This is a genomic window from Streptomyces sp. TBY4 (genome assembly GCF_024213195.1).
Classification (GTDB): Bacteria; Actinomycetota; Actinomycetes; order Streptomycetales; family Streptomycetaceae; genus Streptomyces.
Window position 1 is genome coordinate 328,072 of the sequence record NZ_JANAVF010000005.1, and the last position, 15,235, is coordinate 343,306.

Consider the following 15,235-nt stretch of genomic DNA (forward strand, 5'->3'; position numbering starts at 1 on the left):
CTACAGGTGTGTCGGGGCGAACATCCGCAAGGCGGCCGGGAGAACAACCACCGAAGGACCCGGCGTCCTGAGGGCCTTGGTCAGGTCCTCGCGGAGGCCCTCCGGGGTGGTGGTGGTCGCCGGTACGCCGAAGGAGGCCGCCAGGGCGGCGAAGTCGGGGCGGGTCAGGGCCGTGCCCGTCTCGCAGCCGTACTCGCGCAGGATGCCGTAGCCACCGTCGTCCACGATCAGCCAGGTGACGTCCAGGTCGTGCTGGCGGGCGGTGGCCAGGTCGGCGATCGAGTACATCGCGCCGCCGTCGCCGGAGACCGCGAGGACCGGGGTGTCCGGCTCCGCCACGGCCGCGCCGAGGGCCGCCGGGAAGGCGTAGCCGAGGCCGCCCGCGCCCTGCGCCGAGTGCATGGTGTTGGGGTGCTTGGGGTCGAAGGCCGACCAGGCCCAGTAGGACAGGATCGTCATGTCCCAGAAGGACGGGGAGCGCGGGGGAAGGGCCTGCCGGATCGAGGTCAGGAGCTGCTGCTCCAGGGTCAGGTCCTGGGCGGCGAGGCGGGCCGCGATGTCGGCGAGGAGCAGGGCCACGCGCTCGGGGGCCTGCGGGTCGGGCCGCTCGGCCACCGTTTCGAGGAGGGCCTGCAGGGCGAGGCGGGCGTCCGCGTGGATGCCGAGGCCGGCGTGGTTGGACTCCAGCTTGCCGAGGTCCGCCTCGATCTGGACGACCCGGCCCTCCGGGAAGAACGTGTGGTAGTTCGAGGACAGCTCGCCCAGGCCGGAGCCGACGACGAGGAGGACGTCGGCGTCCTCCAGGAAGTCCGTCATGTGGCGGTCCTCCAGCCAGGACTGGAGGGACAGCGGGTGGGTCCAGGGGAAGGCCCCCTTGCCGCCGAAGGTGGTGACGACGGGGGCGTTCAGGCGTTCCGCGAGCTGCTTCAGCTTGCCGGCCGCGTCCGAGCGGATCACCCCGCCGCCCGCGATGATCACCGGGCGTTCGGCGTTCTCCAGCCAGTGCGCGGCCAGCGCGGTCAGCTCCGGACGGGGGGCCAGCTCGTGCGGGGTCGCGTCCATGCCCGTGACCTGCGGGAGGAGGGTTTCGGCGCGCAGCACGTCCTCGGGGATCTCCACCCAGACCGGGCCGTGCGGGGCGGTCAGCGCCGATTCCCAGGCCTCGGCGATCACGGACGGGATCTGGGAGGGGGTCCGGGCGGTGTGCACGGACTTGACCACGTCCCGGAAGGAGGCCGCCTGGTCGCGCAGCTCGTGCAGGTGGCCGCGCCGGCCGCCGCCCAGGCCCGGGGTCGGGACCTGCGAGGCGATCGCCAGGACGGGCGCGGAGGCCGCAGCCGCCTCGGCCAGGGCCGGGAGCGCCATGAGCGCGCCCGGGCCCGTGGACAGCAGGAGGGGGGCCGCCTCTCCGGTCGTCCGGCCGTACGCGTCGGCGGCGAACCCGGCGTTGTTTTCCGTACGCAGGCCGACGAGGCGCAGGTCCGAGCGGCCGACGGCGTCGAAGAGGCCGAGCGCGTGCTGGCCGGGCAGGCCGAAGACAGTGGTCGCGCCGAGCGAGCACAGCGTCTCCACGACCAGGTCCCCGCCCGTGCGCCCGGGTGGCGGCGCGAGTGCGGCCGCCTTCTGGGCTTCGGTGGGACGGAGTACCAGGTCGTGGTCGTGCGTCACGCTCTTAGTTGCCCTTCGCCTTCGCCGCACTGATCTGACGGCTCATGATCGTGGTCAGCTCGTACGCGGTGTGCGAGGCCGCGACCGAGGTGATCTCCGCGTGATCGTACGCCGGGGCGACCTCGACGACGTCCGCCGAGACCAGGTTGCAGGAGGAGAGTCCGCGGATGATCTCCAGGAGCTCGCGGGAGGTCATGCCGCCCGCCTCCGGGGTGCCGGTGCCGGGCGCGTGCGCCGGGTCCAGCACGTCGATGTCGATGGAGATGTACAGCGGGCGGTCGCCGATGCGCTGGCGGAGCTGGTCCGCGACCTCGTCGGCGCCGCGCCGGTAGACGTCGGCCGAGGTGACGATGCCGAAGCCCATCTTGGCGTCGTCGTCCAGGTCCTGCTTGCCGTACAGCGGGCCGCGGGTGCCGACGTGGGAGAGCGCCTCGGTGTCGAGGATGCCCTCCTCCACCGCGCGGCGGAACGGGGTGCCGTGCGTGTACTCGGCGCCGAAGTACGTGTCCCAGGTGTCCAGGTGGGCGTCGAAGTGGAGCAGCGCGACCGGGCCGTGCTTCTTCGCCACCGAGCGGAGCAGGGGCAGCGCGATGGTGTGGTCGCCGCCGAGGGTCATCAGGCGGGAGCCGCCCGCGATCAGCTCGTCGGCCGCAGCCTCGATCGTGTCGACGGCCTCGTTGATGTTGAAGGGGTTCGCCGCGATGTCGCCGGCGTCGGCGACCTGCGCGAGGGCGAACGGGGAGGCGTCCTGCGCCGGGTTGTACGGGCGCAGCAGGCGGGAGGCCTCACGGATGGCGTTGCCGCCGAAGCGGGCGCCGGGGCGGTACGAGACTCCGGAGTCGAACGGCACGCCGACGACGGCCACGTCGGCCTTGCCGCCGACCTCGTCCAGGCGGGGCAGCCGGGCGAAGGTCGCGGGGCCCGCGTAGCGCGGGATGCGGGAGGAGTCGACGGGGCCGCGCGGCTGCGTGCTCATGGGGGGGCCTTCCGGGGAGGTTGCGGTGCGGTCCTTCGAGCGTAAACGGACATCCCGGGGCAGCGAAGTGTACGTTTCATCCATCCCGCCCTCCCTCTATGTACGGAGTATCCATCCATGGAAGCCCCTCCCACCCCGCCGGTGGCGCTGGCCCGGCTGCTCGCCGACCACGAGCTGGGGCTGCGCCACCTGGCCGGACCCGCCGAGGCCGAGCTGCACGGGGTGCACGCCTCCGAGATGGCGGACCCGTCCCCGTACCTCCTGGGCGGCGAGCTCCTCCTCACGGCGGGGGCGGGCCTGGCGGAATCCGGCCCGGCGGGGGCGGGCCTCGCGGGGGCGGGCCTCCCTGAGGCGGGCCTCGCGGGCCCCGGGCCGGGCCGCACCGATGCCGGGCCGTACGTGGCCGGGCTGGTCCGGGCCGGGGCCGGCGCCCTCGGCTTCGGGGTGACCCCGGTGCACGAGACCGTGCCGCGGTCCCTCGTCGAGGCCTGCGACCGGTACGGGCTGCCCCTGGTCGAGGTGCCGCCCGGAACCCCCTTCACGGCGGTCGGCCGGAGCGTCTGGCGGCTGATGGCCCGGGCCCGGACCGCCGAGCTCCGCCGGGTGACCGAGGCCCAGCAGTCCCTGGCGGCGGCCGCCGCCCGCCCGGACCCGGTCCCGGCGGTCCTGCGCCGCCTGGCGGCGACCCTGGGCGGCTGGGCCGGGCTGCTCCCCGCCACCCCGCCGGAGCCGCCGGCGGCGGGGGCCGGCGCCGTCCCCGGGGTCTTCGCCGGGGCCCTCCCCGCGCCCGGGGTGCTGGAGGCGCTGGCCGGACTGGCCCCCCGGGTGGGGCCCGGGGCGGCCGCCACCGCCACGGGGGTGCACGACGGGGTCCAGCTCTCGGTGCACGGCCTCGGCGGGGGGCCGGTGCTCGCGCTGGCGACCCCCTCGCGGGCTCCCGGGGACCACACCGTCGCCTCGGTGGCGGCCGTCCTGCTGACCCTGCTCACCGCGCACCGCCCGGCCGGGGCGGAAGCCGCCCTGACCCGGCTGCTGCTCGGCGGGGATCCGGCCGGGGCGCTGGGCTCCGGGCCCTGGTACGCCGTCCACGCCCGCGGCGGCGGCGACCCGCGGGCCCTGGCGGCCGCGCTGGGCACCGTACTGCTGGACCCGCGCGAGGACCCCGTACGCCTGCTGACCGACCGGGAGCCCGAGCCGCAGGCCGGGTGGCGGCTCGGGGTCAGTGCCCCGGCCGCGCCCGAGGGCCTGCCCGGCGCCGACGCGCAGGCCGGGCGGGCCCTGGAACGCGCCGAGGCGGCCCGTACCCCGCTGGCCCGCCACACGGAGCCCGGCCTCGCCGGCCTGGTCGGCGCGGCCGAGGCCCGGGCCCACGCCGAGTCCCTGCTCGGCCCCCTCTCCCCCGCGCTCCGGGACACCCTGCGCAGCTGGCTGGCCCACCACGGCAGCTGGGACCGCAGCGCGGCCGCCCTCGGCATCCACCGCAACACCGTCCGCCAGCGCATCGCCCGCGCCGCCGCCCTGCTGGGCGACGCCGACCTGGACGACCCGGACACCCGGATGGAGCTCTGGTTCGCCCTGCGCCTGCTGTCCTAGGGGGTGTCGGCGGGCCGGCCGGGACCCGTCACGGGTTGGCGGTCACCTCGAAGCCCGCTCCGTAGACGTCGGCGGGGTCCGCCGCGTCGCGGGTGCGGAGGTCGGCCATGATGTTCGCCGAGCTCGTGTACGCGTACATGGGGAAGCCGAGGATGATCGCCTTGGTGATGCCCGCCCAGGGGCCCTCGGCCCGGCCCCCGTTGGCCTGCGACGGGTACGCCGATCCCGGTACGTGCCAGATCGTGGGGCCGCCGGAGTCGCCGGCCTTGTGCTGGGGGTGGGCCTGGTAGACGCCCCGGTCGTTGTTGGTGATCCGGCCGTACCAGACGCCGAGCTGGCCGGAGACGACCAGCTCGTTGTTGTTGAACCAGGCGGCGCCGATCAGCCGCTCGTTGTTCAGCGGCGGGGTGAGCGCGTTGGGGCTGGGTATCCCGCCGGGCACCTCCATCACACCGGTCTGCTTCAGGTGCGGCCCCTGGGAGGAGAGCGTCACGCCCGCCACCAGCTCGATGACCATGTAGTCCTTGGCCAGGTGTCCGGTGCTGGACCCCTCCGGGTCCTTGAACCAGCGGACGTACCCGATGGGCCCCCAGGCGATGTCCTGCCGGTGGTAGACCGGGATGATGTCCTCGCGGATCTCGCGGTCGGCGTAGGCGGGGCCGGAGATGCAGTGCCCGGCCGAGATCGCGATCTTCCGCCCGTAGTCGTCGTTGCCGACGGCCCCGATGGTGCAGAAGGAGTCGGGGCGGGCGGGGTCGAAGGCGATCTGCATCGCGTTGTGCACGCGCTTCTCCTGCCGGGGCGCCTCCGCCTGCTGCCGCTGCGCGGCGCCGGCCGTGCCCGCGCCGAGCACCACGGTGGCGGCGAGGGCAGCCGTGAGGCTCAACAGTCTCCTGATCATGCCGGTTCCTGTTCTTTCGGGGACGGGGCCCGGGGCCCGCGACCTGGAGGCACGAGTCAAGCCGCGGGGACGGTGGCGGCAGAAGGGGGTATCCGGCCAGTCGCCATTGGCCACATCGCCGGGGGCCGCTGCGCGGCACCGGGTCGCGGAAAGGGCCCGGGTCACACCGCTCCGCCCTGGACAGCCGGAGTGACCGCCGGGTAACTTAGCTATGAGCAAGCGCTTAGCTATGAAAGCGGCGGACCGCCGCGACCGAAGGGAGCCGGCCGTGCGCCGTACCGTTTTCAACGAGGACCACGAGGCGTTCCGCGAGACCATCCGCGCCTTCATCGAGGCCGAGGTCGTCCCGGTCTACGACGAGTGGTTCGCGGCCGGCCAGGCCCCGCGCGAGTTCTACTACAAGCTCGGCGAGCTGGGCATCTTCGGGATCAACGTCCCCGAGGAGTTCGGCGGCGCCGGCCTGGACACCCACAAGTTCGAGGCCGTCCTCTACGAGGAGACCTCCCGCGCGGGCGTCAACTTCGGCGGCTCCGGCGTGCACGTGCTGCTCGCCCTCCCCTACATCAAGATGCTGGCGAGCGACGAGCAGAAGAAGCGCTTCCTGCCGAAGTTCGTCTCCGGCGAGGAGATGTGGGCCCTGGCGATGACCGAGCCGGGCACCGGCTCCGACGTCGCGGGCATGAAGACCACCGCCAAGCTCTCCGAGGACGGCACGCACTACGTCCTCAACGGCTCCAAGACCTTCATCACCGGCGGCGTGCACGCCGACCGCGTGATCGTCTGCGCCCGCACCTCCGCCCCCAGCGAGGACGACCGCCGCTTCGGCATCTCCCTCTTCGCCGTGGACACCAAGTCCGAGGGCTACTCCATCGGCCGCAAGCTCGACAAGCTCGGCCTGCGCACCTCCGACACCGCCGAGCTGGCGTTCGTCGACGTGAAGGTCCCGGTCGAGGACCTGCTCGGCGAGGAGAACAAGGGCTTCTACTACCTCGGCGCCAACCTGCCGTCCGAGCGCTGGGGCATCGCCTTCGGCGCGTACGCACAGTCCAAGGCCGCCGTCCGCTTCGCCCAGCAGTACGTGACCGACCGCACCGTCTTCGGCAAGCCGGTCGCGCACTTCCAGAACACCAAGTTCGAACTGGCCGCCTGCCAGGCCGAGGTGGACGCCGCCGAGGCCGTCGCCGACCGCGCCCTGGAGGCCCTGGACGCCGGTGAGCTCACCGCCGCCGAGGCCGCCTCCGCGAAGCTGTTCTGCACCGAGGTCGCGCACCGCGTCATCGACAAGTGCCTCCAGCTGCACGGCGGCTACGGCTACATGAACGAGTACCCGATCGCCCGCCTGTACGCCGACAACCGCGTGAACCGCATCTACGGCGGCACCAGCGAGGTCATGAAGTCCATCATCGCCAAGTCGATGGGCCTGTAAGGGTCCTACCCTTCCCCCATGAACGAGGCACTGACGACGCTCCTCGATCTGCTCGACCTCGAGCAGATCGAGGAGAACATCTTCCGCGGTACCAGCCGTTCCGCGCTGGTACCGCGGGTCTTCGGCGGCCAGGTCGCGGCCCAGGCCCTGGTGGCGGCGGGCCGGACCGTCCCCGCGGACCGCACCGCGCACTCGCTCCACTCGTACTTCCTGCGCGCCGGTGATCCGGGCGCGCCCATCGTGTACTCGGTGGACCGGATCCGCGACGGGCGCTCCTTCACCACGCGCCGCGTCGTCGCCGTCCAGCACGGCCAGCCGATCTTCCACCTCTCGGCGTCCTTCCAGACGTACGAGGAGGGCCTCGACCACCAGGCCGCGATGCCCGACGCCCCCGATCCGGAGACCCTCCCGACGGCGGCCGAATCGCTCCCCGCCTACCGGGAGATCTTCCGCAACCCGGGCACCGTGGAACGGCTCATCGAGGCGCGCGGCGCGGTCGACCTGCGGTACGCGACGGTCCCGCCCTGGGGCAGCGTCGGCGAACCGGTCGAACCGCGCACGCAGGTGTGGTTCCGCACCGCCGGCAAGCTGGAGAGCGACGACGCGCTCCTGCACACCTGCCTGGCCACCTACGTCTCGGACATGACCCTGCTCGACTCCGTGCTGCTCGCGCACGGAAAGGGCGGCTGGGCGGTGGGCGACGTGGTCGGCGCATCCCTCGACCACGCGATGTGGTTCCACCGGCCGTTCCGCGCCGACGAATGGCTGCTGTACGACCAGGAGTCGCCCTCGGCGTCCGCCGGCCGGGGCCTCGGTCAGGCCCGGATCTGGACCCAGGACGGCCGACTCGCCGTGACGGTCATCCAGGAGGGCGTGGTGCGCGTCCCGCGCGCGTAGTACGGCCGTCCGACGTAACGTCACACCATGTCCAGCAGCGGTGAGAAGGAAGACGAAAGCGTAGGCACGGTCGTCGTCGCCGTGGTCACGAACCTAGGCATCGCGGCGGCCAAGGCGGTCGGCGGGGTCATCAGCGGATCGAGCGCGATGCTCTCCGAGGCGGCGCACTCGGTGGCCGACACCGTCACCGAGGTGATGCTCCTCGCCGCCCTGAAGCGGAGCGCGAAACCGGCGGACGAGGCGCACCCCCTGGGCTACGGGCCGGAGCGGTACATCTGGGCACTGCTGGCCTCGATCGCCACCTTCATCGGCGGCGCGGTCTTCGCCGTCTACGACGGCATCCACACCCTGGTCCACGGCGAGGAACCCGGCAATCCCACCGTCTCCTACATCATCCTGGCCGTGGCCGCCGTCCTGGAGGGCTACTCCCTCCTGGTCGCCTGGCGGCAGGTCAAGGGCGAGGCCGCCCGGATGCGGGCCCCCCTGGGGCTGTACGTGAAACACACCCCGGACACGGCGGTGAAGGCCGTCCTCCTGGAGAACGTGGCCGCCCTGATCGGCCTGGCCCTGGCCGCGGGCGGCCTGCTCGGGGCGCAGCTCACCGGTTCGGGCGTCTACGACGGGGTGGCCTCGCTCCTCATCGGGCTGCTGCTGGTGTGGGTGGCGTGGGAGCTCGGGCGCTCGAACGCGCAGTACCTGATCGGGCGGCCGCTGCCGGAGGCGATGCGGGCGGAGGTCCGGGAGGAGCTGCTGTCCGTGCTCCACATCGAAGCCGTGCTGGAGCTGACCACGATCGTGCAGGGCCCGGCCGAAGTCCTGATCGCGGCGAAGGTCGACTTCCACGACCTGGCTTCGGCGCGGCAGGTGGAGGAAGCCTGCGAAACGGCCGAAGCCCAGCTCCGGGACCGCTTCCCGGCGATCCGCCGCGTCTACTTGGACCCGACGCCTACTCCTTCTCCTTCTTAACGCGCCGCTCGCGCGGTGCGGCCCTGGCGGGCCTTACCGGCGTCGCGCCGCTGCGCCGGACTCCGTCCGGCGGTGCCCGGCCGGCGCTGCCGCCACTGCCGTCCCGGCACGGGCCCGGTGGGCGGGTGAGCGGGCCCTGCGGGGCAAAGTCCCCTACCCGCCCTTCCACCGTTCCCCGGGCTCCGCCCGGACCCCGGCCCTCAAACGCCGGACGGGCTGAAAACAGGACCCCCGGGCTACGCCCGGACCTGGCGGGGCCCGCCATGCCGCTGGGCTGCACCCGGACCAGCCAGGAGAGTCCCGGGCTCCGCCCGGACCCCCTGGGGCTCCGCCCCAGACCCCGGTCCTCAAACGCCGGACGGCTGAAAAGACAAGCCGGGGCCGGATGCGGGGGGCGCAGGCGGCCGGGGCGGGGACGGGGGCGGGGTGGGGTGTTGGCCGGGACGTAAAGCGTGATTTGTGGCGCCAGAGGGAGCCGCCGCCATGTCGGAGTTGTACGTAGGGCGCCTAAATCATGCAGTCCCGGCCAACACCCCACCCCGACCCCGGCACCGCCCCACCCGCAGCCCGCCCCACCCGCAAACGGACCCCAGCCACAACCCAGCCCCGCCGGCGTTTGAGGCGGCTACAGGAGGCCCGCCGCCGCCAGGAGGTAGGCGACCATCGGGTCGTAGAAGCGGGGGTCGCGGACGTGGTCGTCCAGGGGGACCGCCACCTGGAGGGTGCCTTCGGCCTCGGCCAGGAAGAGGGCCGGGTCGTTGCAGTCGGCGTAGCCCACCGCATCCAGCCCCCGCTGCGCCGCACACCCCGCCCAGCCGTGGTCGGCGACGACCAGATCGGGCTGAGGGCGGCCCTGGGCCGCCAGCGCGTCCAGGATGGCCGCCATCGGCGCCGGGGAGTGGGTGTGCCACAGCGTGGCGCCCCGCTCCAGCACCGCGACGTCCGCGAACTGCCACACCGACCCCTCGTCGGCGACGAGCCCCGCCGGGATCACCACGATCTCGCAGCCCGCCGCCCGCAGCGCATCGGCCGTGGCCCGGTGCACGTCCAGCAGCCCGCCCGGGTGCCCCGTCGCCAGCAGCACGCTCTGCCGGTCCAGCGCGGCCTTCCGCAGCCGCGCCGCCATCCGGTCCAGCGCGGACACGGTGAGCTCCGGGTCGATGGTGTCCTGGCCGACGCGGTGCGCGGGGTCGTCCACGACACCGCAGCGCTCGGCCATCACGGCGAGCACGTCCTGCTCGTCCGTCCAGCGGTCGCCGAGCTCCAGGCCCAGCCAGTAGTGCCGGTCACCGTTGGCGAGCTTGCGGTAGTGGGAGAGGTTGTTGTCACGCGGAGTGGCGACATCCCCCGCGATCCGCGTCCGGACCAGGTGGTCGATGAGTTCGGCTCGACTGGGCACAGGCGTCTCCATCGGCTTCGGCATGCGGCCCATTCTGCCGCCGAGCACCCGGAGCCGTCCCGTCCATCCCGACCTGCGGACGCGGCCGGTCATCCCGACAGCGCCCCGAAGGCCCCGTTCGCGAGCCGCCGCAGCAGCGCTTCCGTGGCGTCCCGGCCGAGCGCCGCCAGGTGCGGGGTGGAGTTCAACAGGCCGAAGACCGCGTGCACGGAGACGCGTACCTCCGCCTCGCCCACCTCGGGGTGCAGTTCCCGTACGACGTCGACCCACAGCTCGACGTACTTGCGCTGGAGCTGCCGCACGAGCTTGCGGTCGGCCTCGCGCAGCCGGTCCAGCTCCCGGTCGTGGAGGGTGATCAGTGCCCGGTCGTCGAGCGCGAAGTCGATGTGGCCGTCGATGAGGGAGGCCAGTACGCCGGACGGGTCACCCGCCGCCTCCTCCACCCGGCGGCGGCCGCCCGTGAGCAGCCGTTCGCTGATGCCGACGAGCAGCTCGGCGAGCATCGCGTCCTTGCCCGCGAAGTGCCGGTACAGACCGGGGCCGCTGATGCCCACGGCGGCCCCTATCTCGTCCACGCCCACGCCGTGGAAACCGCGCTCGGCGAAGAGGCGCGCAGCCTCGCCGAGGATCTGTTCGCGCCGGGTCGGGGCGGCCGCTCTGGTGCTCATGGGAATCCATTCTAGACAGGGCCGTTAGCGGTCGTTAACCTAAGTCCCACATGCGTTAACGCTCATTAACCGAGTGAACCAGAGCGCACCGAGCAAGGGAGCTCGACCGATGCAGCAGGCACCAGTGCTGACGAGCGCCGCCGATCCGGCGTCCGACGCCTGGCGGGCCAACGAGGCCGCCCACCGCGAGCTCTCCGAGGGCCTGCGGGCCCGGCTGGAGGCGGCCCGGCTGGGCGGCGGGGAGAAGGCCCGCGCCCGCCACACCGCCCGCGGGAAGCTGCTGCCGCGGGACCGCGTGGACACCCTCCTCGACCCCGGGTCCCCCTTCCTGGAGCTGGCCCCGCTGGCCGCCGAGGGCATGTACGGGGGCTCGGCCCCGGCCGCCGGTGTGATCGCCGGCATCGGCCGGGTCAGCGGCCGCGAGTGCGTGATCGTCGCGAACGACGCCACCGTCAAGGGCGGCACGTACTACCCGATGACCGTGAAGAAGCACCTGCGCGCCCAGGAAGTGGCCCTGGAGAATCGTCTCCCCTGCCTCTACCTGGTGGACTCGGGCGGCGCCTTCCTCCCCATGCAGGACGAGGTCTTCCCCGACCGGGACCACTTCGGCCGCATCTTCTACAACCAGGCCCGCATGTCCGGGGCCGGGATCCCGCAGATCGCCGCCGTCCTCGGCTCCTGCACGGCCGGCGGCGCGTACGTACCGGCCATGAGCGACGAGGCCGTCATCGTCCGCGGCCAGGGCACGATCTTCCTCGGCGGCCCGCCGCTGGTGAAGGCCGCCACCGGCGAGGTGGTCACGGCCGAGGAGCTGGGCGGCGGCGAGGTCCACTCCCGGACCTCCGGGGTCACCGACCACCTCGCGGAGGACGACGCCCACGCGCTGCGGATCGTACGGAACATCGTGGCGACCCTGCCCGAGCGCGGGGCCCTGCCCTGGTCGGTCGAGGCTCCCGAGGAGCCCAAGGTGGACCCGTACGGGCTGTACGGCGCGGTGCCGGTCGACTCCCGCACCCCCTACGACGCCCGCGAGATCATCGCCCGGATCACGGACGGCTCCCGCTTCCAGGAGTTCAAGGCGGAGTTCGGGCAGACCCTGGTCACCGGCTTCGCCCGGATCCACGGGCACCCGGTCGGGATCGTCGCCAACAACGGCATCCTGTTCTCCGAGTCGGCGCAGAAGGGCGCGCACTTCATCGAGCTGTGCGACCAGCGCGGCATCCCCCTCCTCTTCCTCCAGAACATCTCCGGCTTCATGGTCGGCCGGGACTACGAGGCGGGCGGCATCGCCAAGCACGGCGCCAAGATGGTGACGGCCGTGGCCTGCACCCGGGTCCCCAAGCTCACGGTGGTGGTCGGCGGCTCGTACGGCGCGGGCAACTACTCCATGTGCGGGCGGGCGTACTCGCCCCGCTTCCTGTGGATGTGGCCCAACGCCAAGATCTCCGTGATGGGCGGCGAGCAGGCGGCCTCCGTCCTGGCCACGGTCAAGCGCGACCAGATCGAGGGCGCGGGCCAGGAGTGGCCGGCCGAGGACGAGGAGGCCTTCAAGGCCCCGGTCCGGGCCCAGTACGAGGAACAGGGCAACGCCTACTACGCCACGGCGCGGCTGTGGGACGACGGGGTCATCGACCCCATGGAGACCCGGCAGGTGCTGGGACTGGCCCTGACCGCGTGCGCGAACGCCCCGCTGGGCGACTCGGGCTTCGGCATCTTCCGTATGTGACGTGAGGACCTCACTGATGTTCAGCACTGTTCTGGTCGCGAACCGGGGCGAGATCGCGGTCCGCGTCATCCGCACGCTGCGGGAGCTCGGCATCCGTTCCGTGGCCGTCTTCAGCGACGCCGACGCGGACGCCCGCCACGTACGGGAGGCCGACACGGCCGTCCGCATCGGCCCGGCGGCGGCCGCCGAGAGCTACCTCTCGGTGGAGCGGCTCCTCGACGCGGCACGCCGCACGGGAGCCGAAGCCGTCCACCCCGGCTACGGCTTCCTCGCCGAGAACGCCGCCTTCGCGGCCGCCTGCGCGGACGCCGGCCTGGCCTTCATCGGGCCGCCGGCCTCCGCGATCTCCCTGATGGGCGACAAGATCCGCGCCAAGGAGACCGTCCGCGCCGCGGGCGTCCCCGTGGTCCCCGGCTCCTCGGGCAGCGGCCTGTCCGACGCCGAACTGGTCGCCGCCGCCGAGCAGATCGGCATGCCGGTCCTGCTGAAGCCCTCGGCGGGCGGCGGCGGCAAGGGCATGCGGCTCGTACGGGACTCCGCGCTGCTCGGCGAGGAGATCGCGGCGGCCCGGCGCGAGGCGAAGTCCTCCTTCGGCGACGACACCCTGCTCGTGGAGCGCTGGGTGGACCGGCCCCGGCACATCGAGATCCAGGTACTGGCCGACGCGCACGGGAACGTGGTCCACCTCGGGGAGCGCGAGTGCTCCCTCCAGCGGCGCCACCAGAAGGTGATCGAGGAGGCGCCGTCGGTCCTGCTGACGCCGGAACTGCGGGCCTCGATGGGCGCGGCGGCGGTGGAGGCGGCGCGGTCCTGCGGCTACGTCGGCGCGGGGACGGTGGAGTTCATCGTCCCGGGCGGGGACCCCTCCTCGTACTTCTTCATGGAGATGAACACCCGCCTCCAGGTGGAGCACCCGGTGACCGAACTCGTCACCGGACTGGACCTGGTGGAGCAGCAGCTCCGGGTCGCGGCCGGCGCGGAGCTGGGCTTCGGCCAGTCGGAGGTCCGGCTGACCGGGCACGCGATCGAAGCCCGCGTCTGCGCGGAGGATCCGGCGCGGGGGTTCCTGCCGTCCGGCGGCATGGTGCTGGCCCTGTCGGAGCCGTCCGGCGGATCCGTCCGTACGGACTCGGGGCTGACGGCGGGCGTCGACACCGGATCCACGTACGACCCGATGCTGTCGAAGGTCATCGCCTACGGGCCCGACCGGGCGGCGGCGCTCCGCGTACTCCGCGGCGCCCTCGCGGACACCGTGATCCTGGGCGTGCAGACCAATGCGGGGTTCCTGCGCCGCCTGCTGGCCCACCCGGACGTAGTGTCCGGGGACCTGGACACGGGGCTGGTCGAGCGGGACCTGTCCGCGCTCCTCCCCGAGGGGGTGCCGGACGAGGTCTACGCGGCCGCGGCGCTGCTCTCTGTCCCCCACCCCGCCCCTTCCCGAAACCCTGCCGGGGGCTGGACCGACCCGTTCGACTCCGCCAACGGCTGGCGCCTCGGCGGCACCCCCGCCTGGACGGTCCACCACTTCCGCCTCCCCGGCCAGGAGCCCGTAGCGGTCCGCACCCGGCCGAGTTCAGCCTCGCCGGCGTTCGAGGCGCGGGGTCTGGGGCAGAGCCCCAGCACCACCGGCCCGCACACGGAACTCCTCCTCGGCGACGCGGATGGCTCCCCGGCCCGGGGCCGGATCGTGCACCGCACCCCCGACCACCTCACGGTCGAACTCGACGGCGTCACCCACCGCTTCGCCTACGCCGCCTCCCCGGAGGGGACCTGGCTGGGCCGCGACGCGGACAGCTGGCACGTCCAGAGCCACGACCCCGTCGCAGCCCGCGGCACCGCCCACGCAGGCGCCGACACCCTCGCCGCCCCGATGCCCGGCACCGTCACGGTGGTCAAGGTGACCGTCGGCGAGAAGGTCACCGCCGGGCAGAGCCTGCTCGTCGTCGAGGCCATGAAGATGGAGCACGTCATCTCCGCCCCGCACGCCGGCACCGTCACCGAGCTCGACGTCACCCCCGGCACCACGGTCGCCATGGACCAGGTCCTGGCCGTGGTCACCCCGGACGAGGAGGAGACGGCCGCATGAACGGACTTCCGATGAGCTTCGCGGACGAGGGCCTCCCGGCCCGGGTCCGGATCCACGAGGTGGGTGCCCGCGACGGGCTGCAGAACGAGAAGACGACCGTCCCGACCCACGTCAAGGCCGAGTTCGTGCACCGGCTGGCCGCCGCCGGACTGACCACCATCGAGGCCACGAGCTTCGTTCACCCCCAGTGGGTCCCCCAGCTGGCCGACGCCGAGGAGCTGTTCCCCCTCCTCGCCGACGTACCGGCCGCCCTCCCGGTCCTCGTCCCCAACGAGCGCGGCCTGGACCGCGCGCTCGCGCTCGGGGCCACCCGGATCGCCGTGTTCGGTTCGGCCACCGAGACCTTCGCCTCCCGCAACCTCAACCGCACGGTCGCCGGGTCCCTCGCGATGTTCGAGCCCGTCGTGGCCCGGGCCAAGGACCACAAGGTGCACGTCCGCGGCTACCTCTCCATGTGCTTCGGCGACCCCTGGGAGGGTCCGGTCCCGGTCCACCAGGTGGTCGGCGTGGCCAAGGCCCTCCTGGACCTCGGCTGTGACGAGCTGAGCCTCGGCGACACCATCGGCGTCGCCACCCCGGGTCACGTGCAGAACCTGCTCTCCGAGCTCAACGAGGAGGGCGTGGGCACCGACCGGCTCGGCGTGCACTTCCACGACACCTACGGCCAGGCCCTGTCCAACACCCTCGCCGCGCTCCAGCACGGCGTGACCACCGTCGACGCGTCCGCGGGCGGCCTCGGCGGATGCCCGTACGCCAAGAGCGCCACCGGCAATCTCGCGACCGAGGACCTCGTCTGGATGCTCGACGGCCTCGGCATCGAGACCGGGGTCGATCTGGCCGCCCTCACCGCCACGAGCGTGTGGATGGCCGAGCAGCTGGGACGTCCCAGCCCTTCCCGTACCGTCCGCGCCCTCTCCCACAAGGAGTAA

General features: G+C 73.2%; 12 protein-coding genes. 7 read left to right on the forward strand and 5 right to left on the reverse strand.

Annotated elements, in window-relative coordinates; genetic code table 11:
- Together NLX94_RS14785 and speB are read right to left on the reverse strand one after the other, a co-directional pair.
- Nucleotides 1-1,668, reverse strand: a complete 1,668-nt coding sequence (locus tag NLX94_RS14785; RefSeq protein ID WP_254383171.1) for a thiamine pyrophosphate-binding protein — start codon at nt 1,666-1,668, stop codon at nt 1-3.
- 4 nt (nt 1,669-1,672) lie between these two features.
- Nucleotides 1,673-2,644, reverse strand: a complete 972-nt coding sequence (speB, locus tag NLX94_RS14790; protein WP_254383172.1) for an agmatinase — start codon at nt 2,642-2,644, stop codon at nt 1,673-1,675.
- A gap of 117 nt (nt 2,645-2,761) precedes the next feature.
- Between speB and NLX94_RS14795 the strand changes: the two genes are divergently transcribed.
- Nucleotides 2,762-4,237, forward strand: coding sequence for a PucR family transcriptional regulator (locus NLX94_RS14795; RefSeq protein ID WP_254383173.1), 1,476 nt, complete (start codon nt 2,762-2,764; stop codon nt 4,235-4,237).
- A gap of 28 nt (nt 4,238-4,265) precedes the next feature.
- On the opposite strand, the gene NLX94_RS14800 is transcribed toward NLX94_RS14795, so the two are convergent.
- Nucleotides 4,266-5,138 carry a hypothetical protein gene (locus tag NLX94_RS14800; protein WP_254383174.1) on the reverse strand — a complete coding sequence of 291 codons (873 nt, stop codon included), beginning with the start codon at nt 5,136-5,138 and terminating at the stop codon, nt 4,266-4,268.
- Nucleotides 5,139-5,406: 268 nt separating this feature from the next.
- On the opposite strand from NLX94_RS14800, the gene NLX94_RS14805 reads away from it, so the two are divergent.
- Genes NLX94_RS14805 through NLX94_RS14815 form a run of 3 tightly spaced genes read left to right on the forward strand, consistent with a single transcriptional unit; the run spans nt 5,407 to nt 8,427 of the window.
- The gene (locus tag NLX94_RS14805; protein ID WP_254383175.1) at nt 5,407-6,564 is read left to right on the forward strand and encodes an acyl-CoA dehydrogenase family protein; all 1,158 of its coding nucleotides are present in this window, start codon (nt 5,407-5,409) and stop codon (nt 6,562-6,564) included.
- A gap of 18 nt (nt 6,565-6,582) precedes the next feature.
- Complete coding sequence (tesB, locus tag NLX94_RS14810) at nt 6,583-7,461, forward strand: acyl-CoA thioesterase II (protein ID WP_254383176.1); 879 nt, start codon at nt 6,583-6,585, stop codon at nt 7,459-7,461.
- 27 nt (nt 7,462-7,488) lie between these two features.
- A complete protein-coding gene (locus NLX94_RS14815) occupies nt 7,489-8,427 on the forward strand; it encodes a cation diffusion facilitator family transporter (RefSeq protein WP_254383177.1) in 939 nt (312 codons plus the stop codon).
- 625 nt (nt 8,428-9,052) lie between these two features.
- Here NLX94_RS14815 and NLX94_RS14820 read toward each other — a convergent pair.
- Nucleotides 9,053-9,859 (reverse strand): phosphatase, encoded by an 807-nt coding sequence (locus NLX94_RS14820; protein WP_254383368.1) that lies wholly within the window; start codon nt 9,857-9,859, stop codon nt 9,053-9,055.
- A gap of 56 nt (nt 9,860-9,915) precedes the next feature.
- Nucleotides 9,916-10,494, reverse strand: a complete 579-nt coding sequence (locus NLX94_RS14825; protein WP_254383178.1) for a TetR/AcrR family transcriptional regulator — start codon at nt 10,492-10,494, stop codon at nt 9,916-9,918.
- Nucleotides 10,495-10,603: 109 nt separating this feature from the next.
- Here NLX94_RS14825 and NLX94_RS14830 point away from each other — a divergent pair, with 109 nt between their 5' ends.
- From NLX94_RS14830 to NLX94_RS14840, 3 genes are read left to right on the forward strand one after another with little or no spacing between them, the layout of a single operon-like run.
- Nucleotides 10,604-12,220 carry a carboxyl transferase domain-containing protein gene (locus tag NLX94_RS14830; protein ID WP_254383179.1) on the forward strand — a complete coding sequence of 539 codons (1,617 nt, stop codon included), beginning with the start codon at nt 10,604-10,606 and terminating at the stop codon, nt 12,218-12,220.
- Between the two features lie 16 nt (nt 12,221-12,236).
- Nucleotides 12,237-14,306: a biotin carboxylase N-terminal domain-containing protein gene (locus NLX94_RS14835; RefSeq protein ID WP_254383180.1), complete on the forward strand. Its 2,070-nt coding sequence runs from the start codon at nt 12,237-12,239 to the stop codon at nt 14,304-14,306.
- Nucleotides 14,303-15,235 (forward strand): hydroxymethylglutaryl-CoA lyase, encoded by a 933-nt coding sequence (locus tag NLX94_RS14840; RefSeq protein ID WP_254383181.1) that lies wholly within the window; start codon nt 14,303-14,305, stop codon nt 15,233-15,235. Before NLX94_RS14835 ends, NLX94_RS14840 begins: the two co-directional genes overlap by 4 nt.